Below are 14,786 nucleotides of genomic sequence, written 5' to 3' on the forward strand. Positions count from 1 at the left end.
CGCCATGACGACCGCGACCCTGCACGACACTCCCCTCGCCGTTGACCGCCCCGCCCCCGGCCTGCTTGGCCTGGCCGAACGCGGCCTGGTGCCCGACGCGCTGCTGCGCCTGGGAATACGCCGCCTGTGCGCCGAGCGCCTGGCCGAGGAATACGCCGGCGGCATCGACGCCTGGACGGCGCGCGATCAGCAACTGATCGCCAGCTTGCGCGCCAGCGCGGTCGCGATCCATCCCGACGCCGCCAACGCGCAGCACTACGAACTGCCCACCGCGTTCTTCCAGCTTTGCCTGGGCGCGCGCATGAAGTATTCCAGCTGCTATTACCCGACGGGCGCCGAGACGCTGGATGCGGCCGAGGCGGCCATGCTGAGCCTGTATGCCGAACGCGCGGAACTGGCCGACGGCCAGGACATCCTGGAACTGGGCTGCGGCTGGGGCTCGCTGACGCTGTGGATGGCCGAACACTTTCCCAACGCCCGCATCACCGCAGTCTCGAACTCCGCAACCCAACGCCAGCACATCGAGGCACGCTGCCGCGAACGCGGCTGGCGGCATGTGCAGGTCATCACCTGCGACGTGAACGTGCTGTCGCTGCCCACCAGCGCCTACGACCGTTGCGTATCGGTCGAGATGTTCGAACACATGCGCAACTACCAGGACCTGATGGCGCGCATCGGCCGATGGCTGCGTCCCGGCGGCAAACTGTTCGTGCACATCTTCGCCCACCGCGAACGGGCTTATCCGTTCGAAACCGGCGGCGCCGGCAACTGGATGGGCAGGCATTTCTTCACGGGCGGTATCATGCCGGCGGCCGATACGCTGCTGCACTTCCAGCGGGATCTGCAGCTGGAAGCGAAATGGTTTCTCAACGGCACGCACTACGCGCGCACGGCCAACCACTGGCTGGCCAACCAGGACGCACGCCGCGAGCAGGCCAGGACGGTGCTGACTCAGGCCTATGGGCCGCACGCCGGCCTGTGGAACCAGCGCTGGCGCATGTTCTGGATGGCTTGCGCGGAACTCTTCGGCTATGACGACGGACAACAATGGGGAGTGGGCCACTACCGGTTCACGCGACCATCATGAGGCCCGCCCTGTTGCGCGCGCTGTGTGCCGGCGTGGTCGGCGTGTTGACGGGGTGCGCCGCGCCCGCGCCCATGCCGCCGGTCGAGCACGTGGACCTGCCCCGCTTCATGGGCGATTGGTATGTGATCGCGCATATTCCCAGCTGGCCCGAGCGCCATGCCTATGACGCCGTGGAAAGCTACCGGCTATTGCCGGACGGCAGGATCCAGACCGACTTCCGCTACCGCAAAGGCAGCTTCGACGCGAAGGAGGACACGATGCATCCCGTGGCGACGGTGCGGCCCGACACGGGCAACGCCGTCTGGGGCATGCAGTTTTTCTGGCCGATCGAAGCGGAATACGTCATCGCCTATCTGGATGACGCCTACCAGACCACCATTATTGGCAGGTCCAAGCGCGACTACGTGTGGATCATGGCGCGCGTGCCGTGCCTGAGCGACGCGGCCTATGCCAAGCTGGCGGAGCGCGTGGCGGCACTGGGATATACGGAAAACCTGCGCAAGGTGCCGCAGCGTTGCGGGTGAGCGCGGGCGGAGGAACCGCCGCCGCTCACCGCAAGGGAAGACAGGAGAGGCTCACAGGGCCTCTTCGTCGCTTTCGCCGGTGCGAATGCGGATGGCTTGTTCGACCGGGCTGACGAAGATCTTGCCGTCGCCGATCTTGCCGGTGCGCGCGGCCTTGACCACGGCTTCAATGGCGGCGTCGACCTGGTCGTCGGGCAGCACGACTTCAACGCGGATCTTGGGCAGAAAGTCCACCACGTATTCCGCACCGCGATAGAGCTCGGTATGGCCTTTCTGACGGCCGAAACCCTTGACCTCGGTCACGGTCAAGCCGCTAACGCCGACTTCGGCCAGCGCTTCGCGGACTTCGTCGAGCTTGAAGGGTTTGATGATGGCGGTGACTTGTTTCACGTTGGTCGTCCTGGGTTTTTGATCTGTTGCGGCGCCTTGCCATGCCGTCGCGGCAGGCAAGGCGCAATGAATAAGAGAATACCACCGGCATCGCAGCGCAGTAGCGGGAGAACCCGTATCAGGCGTCGGGCGCGGCGTCCGGAATGCGTTCGGCGTCGCGCATCCAAACCACCGATTCAGAGTCGCTGGGTGCGCGCCAATCGCCCCGCGGCGACAGCGAACCGCCCGACCCGACCTTCGGCGCGTTCGGCACGCAGGTGCGTTTGAACTGGCTCGTGCGGAAGAACCGGTCCAGGAAGATCTTCAGGTTGCGCTTGATGGCGGCCAGATCGTACTGGTTGCGCGCCACATGGCCGGCATCCGGCCACGCACCGGCCTCGCGGTCGCGCCAGGCCGCCAGCGCCAGGAAGGCGACCTTGGTCGGCGCAAAACCATAGCGCAGCGTGTAGTACAGGTTGAAATCCTGCAGCTCGTACGGGCCGATGGCGTCTTCGCTTTTCTGAACCGGCTTGTCGTCGGCGCCGCCTGGCACCAATTCGGGGCTGACGTCCGTGCCCAGCACGTCCAGCAACACCTCGGCGCCCTCCTTGCCCAGACGGCCGGATTCGGCCACCCAGCGCACCAGGTGCGTGATCAGCGTCTTGGGCACGCTGGCGTTGACGCTGTAGTGCGACATGTGGTCGCCCACGCCATACGTGCACCAGCCTAGTGCAAGCTCGCTCAGGTCGCCCGTGCCGATGACGATGGCGCCGCTGAAGTTCGCGATCCGGAACAGGTGATTGGTGCGCTCGCCCGCCTGCACGTTTTCGAACGTGATGTCGTAGACCGGCTTGCCTTCTGCATAGGGATGGCCCAGGTCCTTCAACATCTGCAGGCAGCTGGGGCGGATGTCGATCTCGGACGCCGTGCAGCCAACCACCGCCATCAAGCGGCGCGCCTGCTGCAACGTGCGGGTGCTGGTGGCAAAGCCCGGCATCGTGACGGCCAGGATGTTCGAACGCGGCAGGCCCAGCGTATCCATGGCCTGGGCGCAGACCAGCAGCGCGTGGGTGGAGTCCAGCCCGCCGGAAATGCCGATGACGACCTTGGCCATCTTGCTGGCGGACAGGCGCTGCACCAAGGCCTGCACCTGGATGTTGTAGACCTCTTTGCAACGGGCGTCGCGGCGCTGCGGGTCGGCCGGCACATAGGGAAAGCGCGCCACGCGCCGCTCAAGCGGCAGTTCGGCATCGTCCAGCGGCGGATTCACGGGCACCCCCACGGTGCGGAACTTGCGCACCTCGTCCTGGTGGCGGCGCACCGACTGGCCGAAGGTGGTCTGGCGCATGCGCTCGCGCGACAGGCGGTCCAGGTCCACGTCCGAGAACAGCAGGTGGGAATGGTTCAGGAAGCGCTCGGACTCGCCCAGCAGCTCGCCGTTTTCGTAGATCAGCGCCTGGCCGTCCCAGGCCAGGTCGGTGGACGACTCACCGCGCCCCGCCGACGTGTACATATAGGCCGACAGGCAGCGGGCCGACTGCTGCCCCACCAGTTGATGGCGGTATTCGGACTTGCCCACGACGATGTTCGAGGCAGACAGGTTCACCAGCACGGTCGCCCCGGCCAGCGCCGCGAACGAGGACGGCGGGATGGGCACCCAGACGTCTTCGCAGATTTCGACGTGGAACTGGAACAGCGGCAGCTTTTCCATCTGGAACAGCAGCTCGGGACCGAACGGCACCGTTTCGCCCAGCAGTCGGATCTCGGTCGCGGCGGCGCAATCGGCGGCGCTGAATTGGCGGGCTTCGTAGAATTCGCCGTAGTTGGGCAGGTAGCTCTTGGGCACCACGCCCAGCACGCGCCCGCCTGCGGCCACCACGGCGCAATTGAACAGCTGGTGCGACACGCGCAGCGGCGCACCGACGATGACGGCGATATCCAGCTCGGCCGTGGCTTGCACCACCTGGGCCAGCGCCGCCTCGCATTCGTCCAGCAAGGCCTTCTGGTGGAAAAGGTCGTCGCAGGTATAGGCCGACAGGCCCAATTCGGGAAACGCCACCAGCACGGCGCCGCCCTGGGCGGCCTGCTGCGCCAGCTCGATGGTCTGCGCGGCGTTGAACGCCGGGTCGGCGACCCGGCATTCGGGCACGCCGACCGCCACCCGGGCGAAGCCGTGGGAATACAGGTTGAAGAACGGGTTCGACATCGGGGTGATCGCCTGGGTCAATGAAGACTAAGTTCCAACCGCCGGATTATCTCACGCTACCCCGGGGCACACTGCCTAGCGGGGCATCTTGCCGTCGCTCATGCCCCGCTCGGCCGCCATGCCGTCCATGGGCGGGGCCAGCGCCTGCCGGTCGCGCTCGGCCGCCAAGGCGGCCTGGATGGCGCCTTCGCGCAGATGGGTGCCCATCGCGCCGATATCGGCGCCGGACGGCTGTTGGTACAGGCGCAGGCCCAGTTCCGGCAGGATGGCCAGCAGATGGTCGAAGATGTCGCCCTGGATGCGTTCGTACTCGACCCAGGCCGTCACCGCCGTAAAGCAATAGACCTCGACCGGGATGCCGTCCGCGGTGGGTTCCATCATTCGGACCATCATCGCCATGTCCTGGCGGACTTCCTTGTTCTGCTTCAGGAACGCCAGGCCGTAGGCCCGAAAGGTGCCGATGTTGGTCAGGCGCCGCCGGTTGGCCGGCACGCTGGCCAGCTCTCCCATCGTCTGGTTCGTCTGCGCGATGTCCTGGGTCTTGGCTTGCAGATAGTCGTGCAGCAGACGGAAACGCATCAGCCGTTGCGCTTCGTCGTCGGTCAAAAAGCGCACGGTGGAGGCGTCGATCCGCAGCGTGCGCTTGATGCGCCGGCCGCCGGATTCGAACATGTGGCGATAGTTGCGGTAGCTTTCCGAGAACAGCTTGTAGGTCGGCACCGTGGTGACGGTGTTGTCCCAGTTCTGCACCTTGACGGTATGCAAGGCGATGTCCTTGACGAAGCCGTCGGCGTTGGACTGCGGCATTTCGATCCAGTCGCCGATGCGCAGCATGTCGTTGCTGGTCAGCTGGGTGCTGGCCACCAGCGACAGCAGCGTGTCCTTGAACACCAGCAGCAACACCGCCGACAGCGCGCCCAGGCCCGAGATCATCCACAGCGGCGAGCGGTCAATCAGGATGGAAAGCACCAAAACGGTGCATACCGCCATCAGGATCAGCTTGCTGATCTGGATATAGCCCTTGATCGACCGGGTCTGCGCCCGCGTCGTGGCCGAATAGGTGTCTTGCCAGGCGCTCAACACCCCCGAGAACGCGATGAATACGCAGATCCACGCGCCTGCGTGCGCCAGCCGGCCCACGATGGTCACTGCTTTTTCCACGTGCGGCACCAGCCCGATGCCCAGCGACACCACCGCGAACGGCACCGCGTACCAAAGGTTCTGATAGGCGCGTCGGCGCTGCAAGGCTTGGTCCCAGTCCTTCCGCCCGCTCAACACCAGCACCCGATGCGCCAGCAACAGCACCACCCTGGCGACAACCCACTGTACGAACAGCGCCGTCAGGATCAGCACGCCGATGCCGACCAGCGTCTGCGCCCAGGCCTCGCGCGGCATGTGGGTATCAAGTTGGGTAACCAGTTCTTCCCATTCCAGGGGCATATCTCGTGTTCTCGTTCTAAGTTCTTGAAACTAACGGGGGATTATCCAACAAGTCGCGCCCGGCGGACGTTCCGCCGCGGCCCGATCCCGGCCCCGCAAGCCTGCCGCGTGCGCCGCGCCGGCGGCAGGCCCTATAATTCCGCCCATCATGGCAAACACTCCCTCCTCCGATCAAAACCAGTTCGCCAATAAGGCGCAGGCCTGGTCCGCCCGGTTCTCGGAACCGGTTTCCGAACTCGTCAAACGCTATACGGCGTCCGTGGATTTCGACAAGCGCCTGGCGCGCCACGACATCCAGGGCTCGCTCGCGCATGCGGACATGCTGGCCGCCCAGGGCATCATCGGTGCCCAGGACCTGGCCGACATCCAGCGCGGCATGACCCAGATCCTGTCTGAAATCGACGCTGGCAGCTTCCAATGGCTGCTGGATCTGGAAGACGTCCACCTGAACATCGAAAAGCGCCTGGTGGAACTGGTGGGCGATGCGGGCAAGCGCCTGCACACCGGCCGTTCCCGCAACGACCAGGTCGCTACCGACATCCGCCTGTGGCTGCGCGACGAAATCGACAACCTGCAGGACCTGCTGCGCCAGCTGCGCCACGCGCTGGCTGCGGTCGCTCTGGACAACGCCGGCACCATCATGCCGGGCTTCACCCACCTGCAAGTCGCCCAGCCCGTCACGTTCGGCCATCACCTGCTGGCCTACGCTGAAATGTTCGGCCGCGACGCCGAGCGCCTGGCCGACTGCCGCCGCCGCGTGAACCGCCTGCCGCTCGGCGCGGCCGCCCTGGCCGGCACGTCGTTCCCCATCGACCGCGAACGCGTCGCCAAGACGCTGGGCTTTGACGGCGTGTGCCGCAACTCGCTGGACGCCGTGTCCGACCGCGACTTCGCCATCGAATTCTGCGCCGCCGGCGCGCTCATCATGACGCACGTCTCGCGCCTGTCCGAAGAGCTGGTGCTCTGGATGAGCCCGCGCGTGGGCTTCATCGATCTGGCCGACCGCTTCTGCACCGGCAGCTCGATCATGCCGCAAAAGAAGAACCCCGACGTGCCCGAGCTGGCCCGCGGCAAGACCGGTCGCGTGAACGGCAACCTGGTCGCCCTCTTGACCCTGATGAAAGGCCAGCCCCTGGCCTACAACAAGGACAACCAGGAAGACAAGGAAGGCCTGTTCGACACCGTGGACACCGTGCGCGACACGCTGACCATCTTTGCCGACATGGCTGCCGGCATCAAGGTGAAGGCAGACAACATGCGCGCCGCCGCCCTGCAGGGTTTTGCCACCGCTACCGACCTGGCCGACTACCTGGTCAAGCGCGGCGTGCCGTTCCGCGACGCCCACGAAGTGGTGGCCCACGCCGTGCGCGACTGCGAACAGCGCGGTTGCGACCTGGCCGACCTGTCCACCGACGAACTGAAGGCCTATCACGCCCAGATCGGCGACGACGTGCACCAGGTGCTGACGCTGGAAGGCTCGGTTGCCGCCCGCAAGCACATTGGCGGCACGGCGCCCGAGCGCGTGGCTGAAGAAGCCAAGCGCATTCTGGACGAAACCGCCTAAGGCTGATTCCGGCCCACGCGGGCAATAAAGCAAGGCCCCCTTTTGGGGGCCTTGTTGCATCTGGCACAACGCCTGCGCCGGGCGGCAAAATCCGCCAAAAAAACAGGGACAGCATTTGCTGTCCCTGCGCAAAGGCCCTACAAGAACCCGTTCCGTCGGGCGTGTTTGACGGTCGGGTCCTCACGTCGCCGGCGCGACTTAAAGCCGAACCCGGATTACACGGCAATCGAGCCCGCCCGCGAATCACTGAAACTGGGTATTTGTAAGCCCGAAGGACGGTTAAGCAGTGACTGGATACATCCGGACACCTCCAACTACGGCGCCGCGCAGGTGCTCCGATATCATCGCAACTCCCTGCGTTCTGCCCGCCTTTTCATGCGCCTATCGCTTGCATCACGTTGTCTTGACCCGCTGCGCCGACCCAGCCTGATCGCCCTTACCGCACTTGGCCTGGCTGCCGTCGGCATCGGTTCCGCCGCCCAGGCGCAAACCGCCCGCAAGCCCTCCCCCTATGAAAACGCCCGGCCCTTGCGGCCGGACGAGATCGAAGCGCGCAAAGCCGAAGACGCCAAGCGCGGCGGCCCCGCGTTCCTGGGCCAAATCCGTACCCAGGCGGAATTCCAGCAGCTGGCCCGCGTGTACAACCCCGGCACGCCGCTTGAGATCCCGCATGTGCTGTTCGTGATCGACCGCAAGCACGCCGACCGCATCTATTACATCGACACGCCGCGCTATACGCTGCACGAGACCTTCGCCCGCGAACGCCGGCTGCTGCCCAGCACGGACAAGGCCACGCTGATCGCCCAGTACAAGGACCCGCAACGCCGCCTGCTGTTCGGCACCCTGAGCTGGCAACGCGATCTGCCGGGCTACACCTATGAATTCTGGGAAGGCGACCGGCTGACGCCCGAACTGCTGGCCCTGACCGGCGAGCGGCTGCGCGCGACCTTCTACGCGCCGCTGCGCTTCAAGGCCAACTCCACGATGCACGAACAGACCGCGCAACGCGCGGGCCTGGACTTCGTCACCCAGGAGGCCCTGCTGCGCGAACAGACCTTCCTGCCACTGAACACCGGGCACGCCCAAGGCCGCTTGCGCATCGTGGCCTCGGTGGATGACACCCACGATCTGGCGCCCACCGATATTCTGGTGCTGGACGAAGTGCCCGTCGCGCTGCCGCCCGTCGCGGGATTGGTCACGCAGCGGCCCTCCACCCTGCTGTCGCACGTGAACCTGCTGGCCAAGGGCTGGCGCATCCCCAACGCCTATGTGCGTGATGGCGTGGCCGCGCTACGCCAATACGACGGCCAATGGGTGGAGCTGGATGTCTCCAGCAATGGCTATCAGGTGCGCCCCGTGGCCAAACCCGGCGCGCCCGCGACGCCGCCTCCCAAGGCTGCCGGCCTGCCGCTGCCCAAGCCCGATCTGACCGTCAAAGCGCTCAAGCCATTGACCGGCATGGCCACCCGCGACAGCCGCCATTGCGGCGTAAAGGCCGCCAACCTGGGCGCGCTGAAATCCGCCCTGGCGCCGCTGGCCAGCGTGCCGGACGGTTTCTGCATTCCCTTCGCGCAATACGCGGCATTCATGCAGCAGCTGCATGTGCCCGAACGCATCGCCGCGCTGGAGAAACGGCCGGACTTCGCCAGCGACGCCAACGTTCGCCGCAGCGAGCTCGCCGCGCTGCGCCAGGACATCATCCAGGCGCAGCCCGACCCGGCGCTTGCGGCGGCATGGCGCGAACGCTGGCAACAGCAATTGCACGGCCGCGGCGTCTTCGTGCGCAGCTCGTCGAATTCCGAAGACCTGCCGGGTTTCAGCGGCGCGGGGCTCTACACCACCGTCCCCAACGTGACGCAAGCCGATGCGCTGCCCAAAGCCGTGCTGACGGTGTGGGCATCCATCTACAACTTCGAAGCTTACGAGGCCCGGCGCGCAGCCGGCATCGGTCAGGATGGCGTGGTGATGGGCGTGCTGGTGCAACAGGCCGCAGCCTCGGACAGCTCGGGCGTGATGATCACGCGTGATCCATTCGATGCCTCGCGCCGCTACGTCACGTACATCTCGGCCAAGCGCGGCCTGGGCATCAAGGTGGTGGAAGGCAAGCGCCAGGCCGAACAGCTGATGTATTCCAGCTGGTCCAAGGCGGTGCAGGTGCTGAGCCGGTCGGCCGAAGACACGCAACTGGTAGCGGATGCCGCGGGCGGCGTGCGCGAAGTGCCGATCGAAGGCTCACGCCAGGTGCTGAACGACGCGCTGGTCGCCAGGCTGGCTGCCGTGGGCAACCAGATCAAGGTGCGGCTGGGCAACGTGGACCAGGACATCGAATGGGCCGTGCAAGGCGACAAGATCCTGATCCTGCAGTCGCGGCCCTATATCGACGGCAGCAAGTAAGGACTGCACTGACGGCATGCCGGGCGTTTCATGCCCGGCATACCTGCCTCACCCCGCCGCGCCCGGGCAGACCAGGAACGCGGCGCTTCGAGACGGCCCGAAGCAGGCCAGGCGTCAGATATGCAGTGCGTGGCCCAGCGCCTTCAGCGCCGCTTCCTGCACCGCTTCACCCAAGGTCGGATGCGCGTGGATGGTGCCCGCCACGTCTTCCAGCGTGGCGCCCATTTCCAGCGACTGGCCAAACGCCGTCGACAGTTCCGACACGCCGCGCCCCACCGCCTGCCAGCCCACGATCAGGTGGTTGTCGCGGCGGGCCACCACACGGACGAAGCCGTCGGTGGACTCCAGCGTCATGGCACGGCCATTGGCGGCAAACGGGAAGGATGCCGTCAGGCAATCCAGCCCCGCGCTTTCGGCCTCGGCGGGCGACAGGCCCGCCACCACGACCTCGGGATCGGTGAAGCACACAGCAGGAATCGATGCCGGCTGGAAATGGCGGCGCTTGCCCGCCACCAGTTCGGCCACCATCTCGCCCTGCGCCATGGCGCGGTGCGCCAGCATAGGTTCGCCGGCAATATCGCCAATGGCCCAGACGTCGCGCATGGAGGTGCGGCACTGGTCGTCGATGCGCAGCGCATTGCCCTTGCGGTCCAGCTGCAGGCTTTCCAGCCCCCAGCCTTGCGTGCGCGGACGGCGTCCCACGGCGATCAACACCCGGTCGGCCGGCAACAGGGTTTCGGCGCCGGATGCGTCTTGAATGCGCACCGCGTCGCCCGCAGCGTTCAAGCCCAGCACCTTGCGGTTCACATGCAGCGCCACGCCCATCTTCGCCAGCGCGTTCGCCACGGGCTTGGTCAATTCCGCGTCGTAGGTCGGCAGGATGCGGTCCTGCGCTTCCACCACGGCGACTTCTGCGCCCAGCTTGCGGTACACGGTGCCCAGTTCCAGGCCGATGTAGCCACCGCCGACCACCACCAATTGCTTGGGGATGCTGGCAGGCGACAGCGCTTCGGTGGACGACACCACGATGCCGCCGAACGGCATGGACACGAGCGGCGTCGGCTCGGAGCCGGCCGCCAGCAGCAGGTGTTCGCACTGGATGCGCAGGCTGCCGCCGTCAGCGGTGGCCACTTCGGCGGTTTTGCCGTCCAGCAGGCTCGCCCAGCCCTGCACCACTTCCACGCCGTTCTTCTTCAACAGCGCGGCCACGCCGCCCGTCAGCTTGCCGACGATGCCGTCTTTCCACGCCACGGTCTGCGCAATGTCGATGGCCGGCGCCTGTACCGAAATGCCCAGCGGCGACTTGTCCGCGTAGTGGCGCGCCTTGTCGAATTCCTCGGCCGCGTGGATCAGCGCCTTGGAAGGAATGCAGCCGATGTTCAGGCAGGTGCCGCCCAACTGGCCGCCTTCGACCAGGATGGTCGGCACGCCCAATTGGCCGGCGCGGATGGCGGCCACATAGCCGCCGGGGCCGCCGCCGATCACCAGCAAGGTCGTTGTCTTTGTGATCTGGCTCATGCTTACTCCACGAAAAGCAGCGCGGGTTGTTCCAGCAGCGCGCGCACCGCCTGGATGAATCGCGCCGCGTCCATGCCGTCCACCACGCGGTGGTCAAACGACGACGACAGGTTCATCAGCTTGCGCGCCACCACGGCGCCATTGCGGAAAGCGGGCCGTTCGACGATGCGGTTCACTCCCACGATGCCGACCTCGGGATGGTTGATCACCGGCGTCGTGACGATGCCGCCCAAGGGCCCCAGGCTGGTGATGGTGATGGTCGAGCCCGACAGCTCATCGCGTCCGGCCGTACCGCTGCGCACCGCCTGCGCCAACCGGCCGATCTCGGCCGCCATGGACCAGAGGTCGCGCGCCTCGGCGTGGCGCATCACCGGCACCATCAGCCCGCCGTCGCTTTGCGTGGCGATGCCGATGTGCACGGCGCCGTAGCGCGTCACCACGCCGCCTTCGTCGTCATAGCGCGCATTGATCTGCGGGAAGTCCCGCAACGCCACGACCATGGCCCGCGCCAAGAGCGGCAGCAACGTCAGCTTGCCGCGCGACTCGCCCCACTTTTGGTTGAGCTGGACACGCAAGTCCTCCAGCTCGGTCACGTCGATTTCCTCGACGTAGCTGAAGTGCGGAATGCGGCGCTTGGACTCCGCCATCTTCTGCGCGATCTTCCTGCGCAGCCCGATGACGGGCACGGCTTCTTCGTCATTGCGCTGCACATAGGCCGAGCCGCCGCGTGCGGCGCTGCCCGATCCTTGCGAATGCAGATAGGCGTCCAAGTCTTCGTGCATGACGCGGCCGGCCGGGCCGCTGCCCTGCACGTAGCGCAGCTCCACACCCAGGTCCCACGCGCGCTTGCGCACGGCGGGCGACGCCAGCGGCTTGTCGCCCGCCGTGCGCGCCACGACCGGCGCTGCGGCGGCCGGACGCGACGCGGCCTGCGGCTTGGCCGGCGCCGGACTAGCCGGCTGCGACACAGATGCCGCGATCTGGCCGGCGATACCCCCTGCAGCCGCCTTCGCGGCCCCGTCCTGCTTGGCAAGCGCGGGGGTATCGGCAGCGGCAGGCGCCGCTTTCTGCGGCGCCGCCGAACCGGCGCGGACATTGCCTTCGCCTTCGACTTCCAGGCGGATCAGTTCTCCGCCCACGGCCATGACCTGCCCTACGTCGCCACCCAGCGCGACCACCTTGCCGACCACGGGCGACGGGATTTCCACCGTGGCCTTGTCGGTCATCACATCGGCCAGCGGCTGGTCCTCGGCGACGGTGTCGCCCACCTTGACGTGCCAGCCCACCAGTTCGACCTCGGCAATGCCTTCGCCGATGTCGGGCATCTTGATGATATGGATCCCCATCTCACACCTCCATCGCGCGTTTGAACGCTTCGCCGACCCGGCGCGGGCCGGGGAAGTACGCCCACTCCTGCGCATGCGGGTAGGGAGTATCCCAACCGGTCACGCGCTCGACGGGCGCCTCCAGGTGATGGAAGCAGTGTTCTTGCACCAGCGAAATCAGTTCCGCGCCATACCCGCAGGTGCGGGTCGCTTCGTGCACCACCACGCAGCGGCCGGTCTTCTTCACCGAATTCACAATGGTTTCCAGATCCAGTGGCCACAGGCTGCGCAGATCGATGACTTCGGCATCAATGCCGGTCTCTTCCGCGGCGGTCAGCGACACATACACCGTGGTGCCGTAGGTCAGCACCGTCAGCGCCTTGCCCGGCCGCACGATGGCGGCGGTGTCCAACGGCACGGTGTAGTAGCCGGTGGGCACCACACTGCCCGGACGCCCGGTCCACGGCGTCACCGGACGGTCGTGGTGGCCGTCGAACGGGCCGTTGTAGAGCCGCTTGGGCTCCAGGAAAATCACGGGATCATCGTTCTCGATTGAAGCAATCAGCAAGCCCTTGGCGTCATAGGGGTTGGACGGCATCACCGTGCGCAGCCCGCAGACCTGCGTGAACATGGCTTCGGGGCTCTGGCTGTGTGTCTGCCCGCCATAGATGCCGCCGCCGCAAGGCATGCGGATGGTCATCGGGGCGATGAACTCGCCCACCGAGCGGTAGCGCAGGCGTGCGGCCTCCGACACGATCTGGTCGGAGGCGGGATAGAAGTAGTCGGCGAACTGGATCTCGCACACGGGCCGCAAGCCATAGGCGCCCATGCCCACCGCCACGCCCACGATGCCGCCTTCCGAGATCGGCGTGTCGAACACGCGCGAGCTGCCGTATTTGGTCTGCAAGCCCTCGGTGCAACGGAACACGCCGCCGAAATATCCGACGTCCTGCCCGAACACCACCACGTTGTTGTCGCGCTCCAGCATCACATCCATCGCGGAGCGCAATGCCTGGATCATGGTCATCGGCGCAGAGGCCGGACCAGCGTTGTTATCAATTGCCATGATCAGACTCCGAGCTGCTGGCGCTGCCGGCGCAGATGCTCCGGCATGTCTTTGTAGACGTCTTCAAAGATGCTGGCCGCACTGGGGACGTGTCCGTCCACCAGCGTGCCGTAGCTTTCCGCTTCCTTCTGGGCTGCAACGATCTCGGCGTCGAGCTCGGCACGCACGGCCTCGTGTTCGGCGTCGGACCAGATGCCCAGCGAGATCAGGTGCTTCTTGAAGCGCTCGATCGGGTCGCCCAGCGGGAAATGCGCCCAGTCGTCGCCCGGGCGGTATTTGGAAGGGTCATCGGAAGTCGAGTGCGGACCGGCGCGGTACGTCACCCATTCGATCAGGGTCGGGCCCAGGTTGCGGCGGGCGCGTTCGGCGGCCCAGCGCGAGGCGGAATAGACCGCCAGGAAATCGTTGCCGTCCACCCGCAGCGACGCGATGCCGCAGCCCACGCCGCGGCCCGCGAAGGTCGCGCCTTCGCCGCCGGCAATCGCCTGGAAGGTGGAAATGGCCCACTGGTTGTTGACCACGTTCAGGATGACCGGCGCGCGGTACACATGCGCGAACGTCAGTGCGGTGTGGAAGTCGGCCTCGGCCGTCGCGCCGTCACCGATCCAGGCCGACGCGATGCGTGTGTCGCCCTTGATGGCGGATGCCATCGCCCAGCCCACCGCCTGGATGAACTGCGTGGCGAGGTTGCCGGAGATCGTGAAGAAGCCGTTTTGCCGGTCGGAATACATCACCGGCAGCTGACGCCCCTTGAGCGGGTCGCGTTCGTTGGACATCAGCTGGCACATCATGGTGACCAGCGAAACGTCGCGCGACAGCAGGATGCTTTGCTGGCGGTAGGTCGGGAAACACATGTCGCCCTGCTCCAGCGCCAGCGCATGGGCGGAGCCGATCGCTTCCTCGCCCAGGCTCTGCATGTAGAACGAGATTTTCTTCTTGCGCTGTGCGGTCAGCATGCGCCCGTCGAAGATGCGCGTTTTCAGCATGGCCCGCATGCCGGCGCGCAGCTGATCGTTGCTGATCTCGGGCGCCCACGGGCCCACCGCGCGGCCGTCGTCATCGATCACCCGGACCAGGCTGTACGCCAAGGCGCCGGTATCAACTGCGGCAACATCAATGGGGGGTTTGGGCACCTCGCCGGGCGGCGACAGATGCAGATAGGAAAAGTCGGTCTTGCAACCCGGACGCCCTGTAGGCTCGGGGACGTGCAACTTCAACGGCCCATATTGGCTCATATATTGTCTCCACGCTTGATCGTGTCATGCGTTTTCTTCCTACCAAGACATTGCCAAA

At 66.2% G+C, this 14,786-nt stretch carries 11 protein-coding genes; 4 read left to right on the forward strand and 7 right to left on the reverse strand.

Annotation, left to right across the window (positions count from 1 at the left end; genetic code table 11):
• Window positions 1-4: 4 nt before the first annotated feature.
• Both CEY09_RS09390 and CEY09_RS09395 read left to right on the forward strand, forming a co-directional pair.
• A complete protein-coding gene (locus CEY09_RS09390; protein WP_088588419.1) occupies window positions 5-1,087 on the forward strand; it encodes an SAM-dependent methyltransferase in 1,083 nt (360 codons plus the stop codon).
• Window positions 1,084-1,611, forward strand: a complete 528-nt coding sequence (locus CEY09_RS09395; RefSeq protein ID WP_088588420.1) for a lipocalin family protein — start codon at window positions 1,084-1,086, stop codon at window positions 1,609-1,611. Before CEY09_RS09390 ends, CEY09_RS09395 begins: the two co-directional genes overlap by 4 nt.
• A gap of 51 nt (window positions 1,612-1,662) precedes the next feature.
• Here the strand turns inward: CEY09_RS09395 and CEY09_RS09400 are convergent, their stop codons facing one another.
• The 3 genes from CEY09_RS09400 to CEY09_RS09410 all read right to left on the reverse strand — a co-directional run bounded on the left by CEY09_RS09400 (window position 1,663) and on the right by CEY09_RS09410 (window position 5,626).
• A complete protein-coding gene (locus CEY09_RS09400; RefSeq protein ID WP_006227347.1) occupies window positions 1,663-2,001 on the reverse strand; it encodes a P-II family nitrogen regulator in 339 nt (112 codons plus the stop codon).
• 118 nt (window positions 2,002-2,119) lie between these two features.
• Window positions 2,120-4,186: an NAD(+) synthase gene (locus CEY09_RS09405; RefSeq protein WP_088588421.1), complete on the reverse strand. Its 2,067-nt coding sequence runs from the start codon at window positions 4,184-4,186 to the stop codon at window positions 2,120-2,122.
• A gap of 75 nt (window positions 4,187-4,261) precedes the next feature.
• Window positions 4,262-5,626, reverse strand: coding sequence for a mechanosensitive ion channel family protein (locus CEY09_RS09410; RefSeq protein ID WP_006227345.1), 1,365 nt, complete (start codon window positions 5,624-5,626; stop codon window positions 4,262-4,264).
• A gap of 148 nt (window positions 5,627-5,774) precedes the next feature.
• Between CEY09_RS09410 and argH the strand changes: the two genes are divergently transcribed.
• Together argH and CEY09_RS09420 are read left to right on the forward strand one after the other, a co-directional pair.
• Complete coding sequence (argH, locus tag CEY09_RS09415) at window positions 5,775-7,190, forward strand: argininosuccinate lyase (RefSeq protein ID WP_088588422.1); 1,416 nt, start codon at window positions 5,775-5,777, stop codon at window positions 7,188-7,190.
• Window positions 7,191-7,565: 375 nt separating this feature from the next.
• A complete protein-coding gene (locus tag CEY09_RS09420; RefSeq protein WP_088588423.1) occupies window positions 7,566-9,584 on the forward strand; it encodes a PEP/pyruvate-binding domain-containing protein in 2,019 nt (672 codons plus the stop codon).
• 114 nt (window positions 9,585-9,698) lie between these two features.
• On the opposite strand, the gene lpdA is transcribed toward CEY09_RS09420, so the two are convergent.
• The 4 genes from lpdA to CEY09_RS09440 are packed head-to-tail and all read right to left on the reverse strand — an operon-like array spanning window position 9,699 to window position 14,728.
• Complete coding sequence (gene lpdA, locus CEY09_RS09425; protein WP_006227342.1) at window positions 9,699-11,102, reverse strand: dihydrolipoyl dehydrogenase; 1,404 nt, start codon at window positions 11,100-11,102, stop codon at window positions 9,699-9,701.
• Between the two features lie 2 nt (window positions 11,103-11,104).
• Window positions 11,105-12,448 carry a dihydrolipoamide acetyltransferase family protein gene (locus CEY09_RS09430; protein WP_088588424.1) on the reverse strand — a complete coding sequence of 448 codons (1,344 nt, stop codon included), beginning with the start codon at window positions 12,446-12,448 and terminating at the stop codon, window positions 11,105-11,107.
• Between the two features lies 1 nt (window position 12,449).
• On the reverse strand, window positions 12,450-13,493 hold the full coding sequence (locus CEY09_RS09435; protein ID WP_006227340.1) for an alpha-ketoacid dehydrogenase subunit beta: 1,044 nt from the start codon (window positions 13,491-13,493) through the stop codon (window positions 12,450-12,452).
• 2 nt (window positions 13,494-13,495) lie between these two features.
• Window positions 13,496-14,728: a 3-methyl-2-oxobutanoate dehydrogenase (2-methylpropanoyl-transferring) subunit alpha gene (locus tag CEY09_RS09440; RefSeq protein WP_006227339.1), complete on the reverse strand. Its 1,233-nt coding sequence runs from the start codon at window positions 14,726-14,728 to the stop codon at window positions 13,496-13,498.
• Window positions 14,729-14,786: the final 58 nt, after the last annotated feature.

Source organism: Achromobacter marplatensis (genome assembly GCF_002209535.1).
Taxonomy (GTDB): Bacteria; Pseudomonadota; Gammaproteobacteria; order Burkholderiales; family Burkholderiaceae_B; genus Achromobacter; species Achromobacter marplatensis.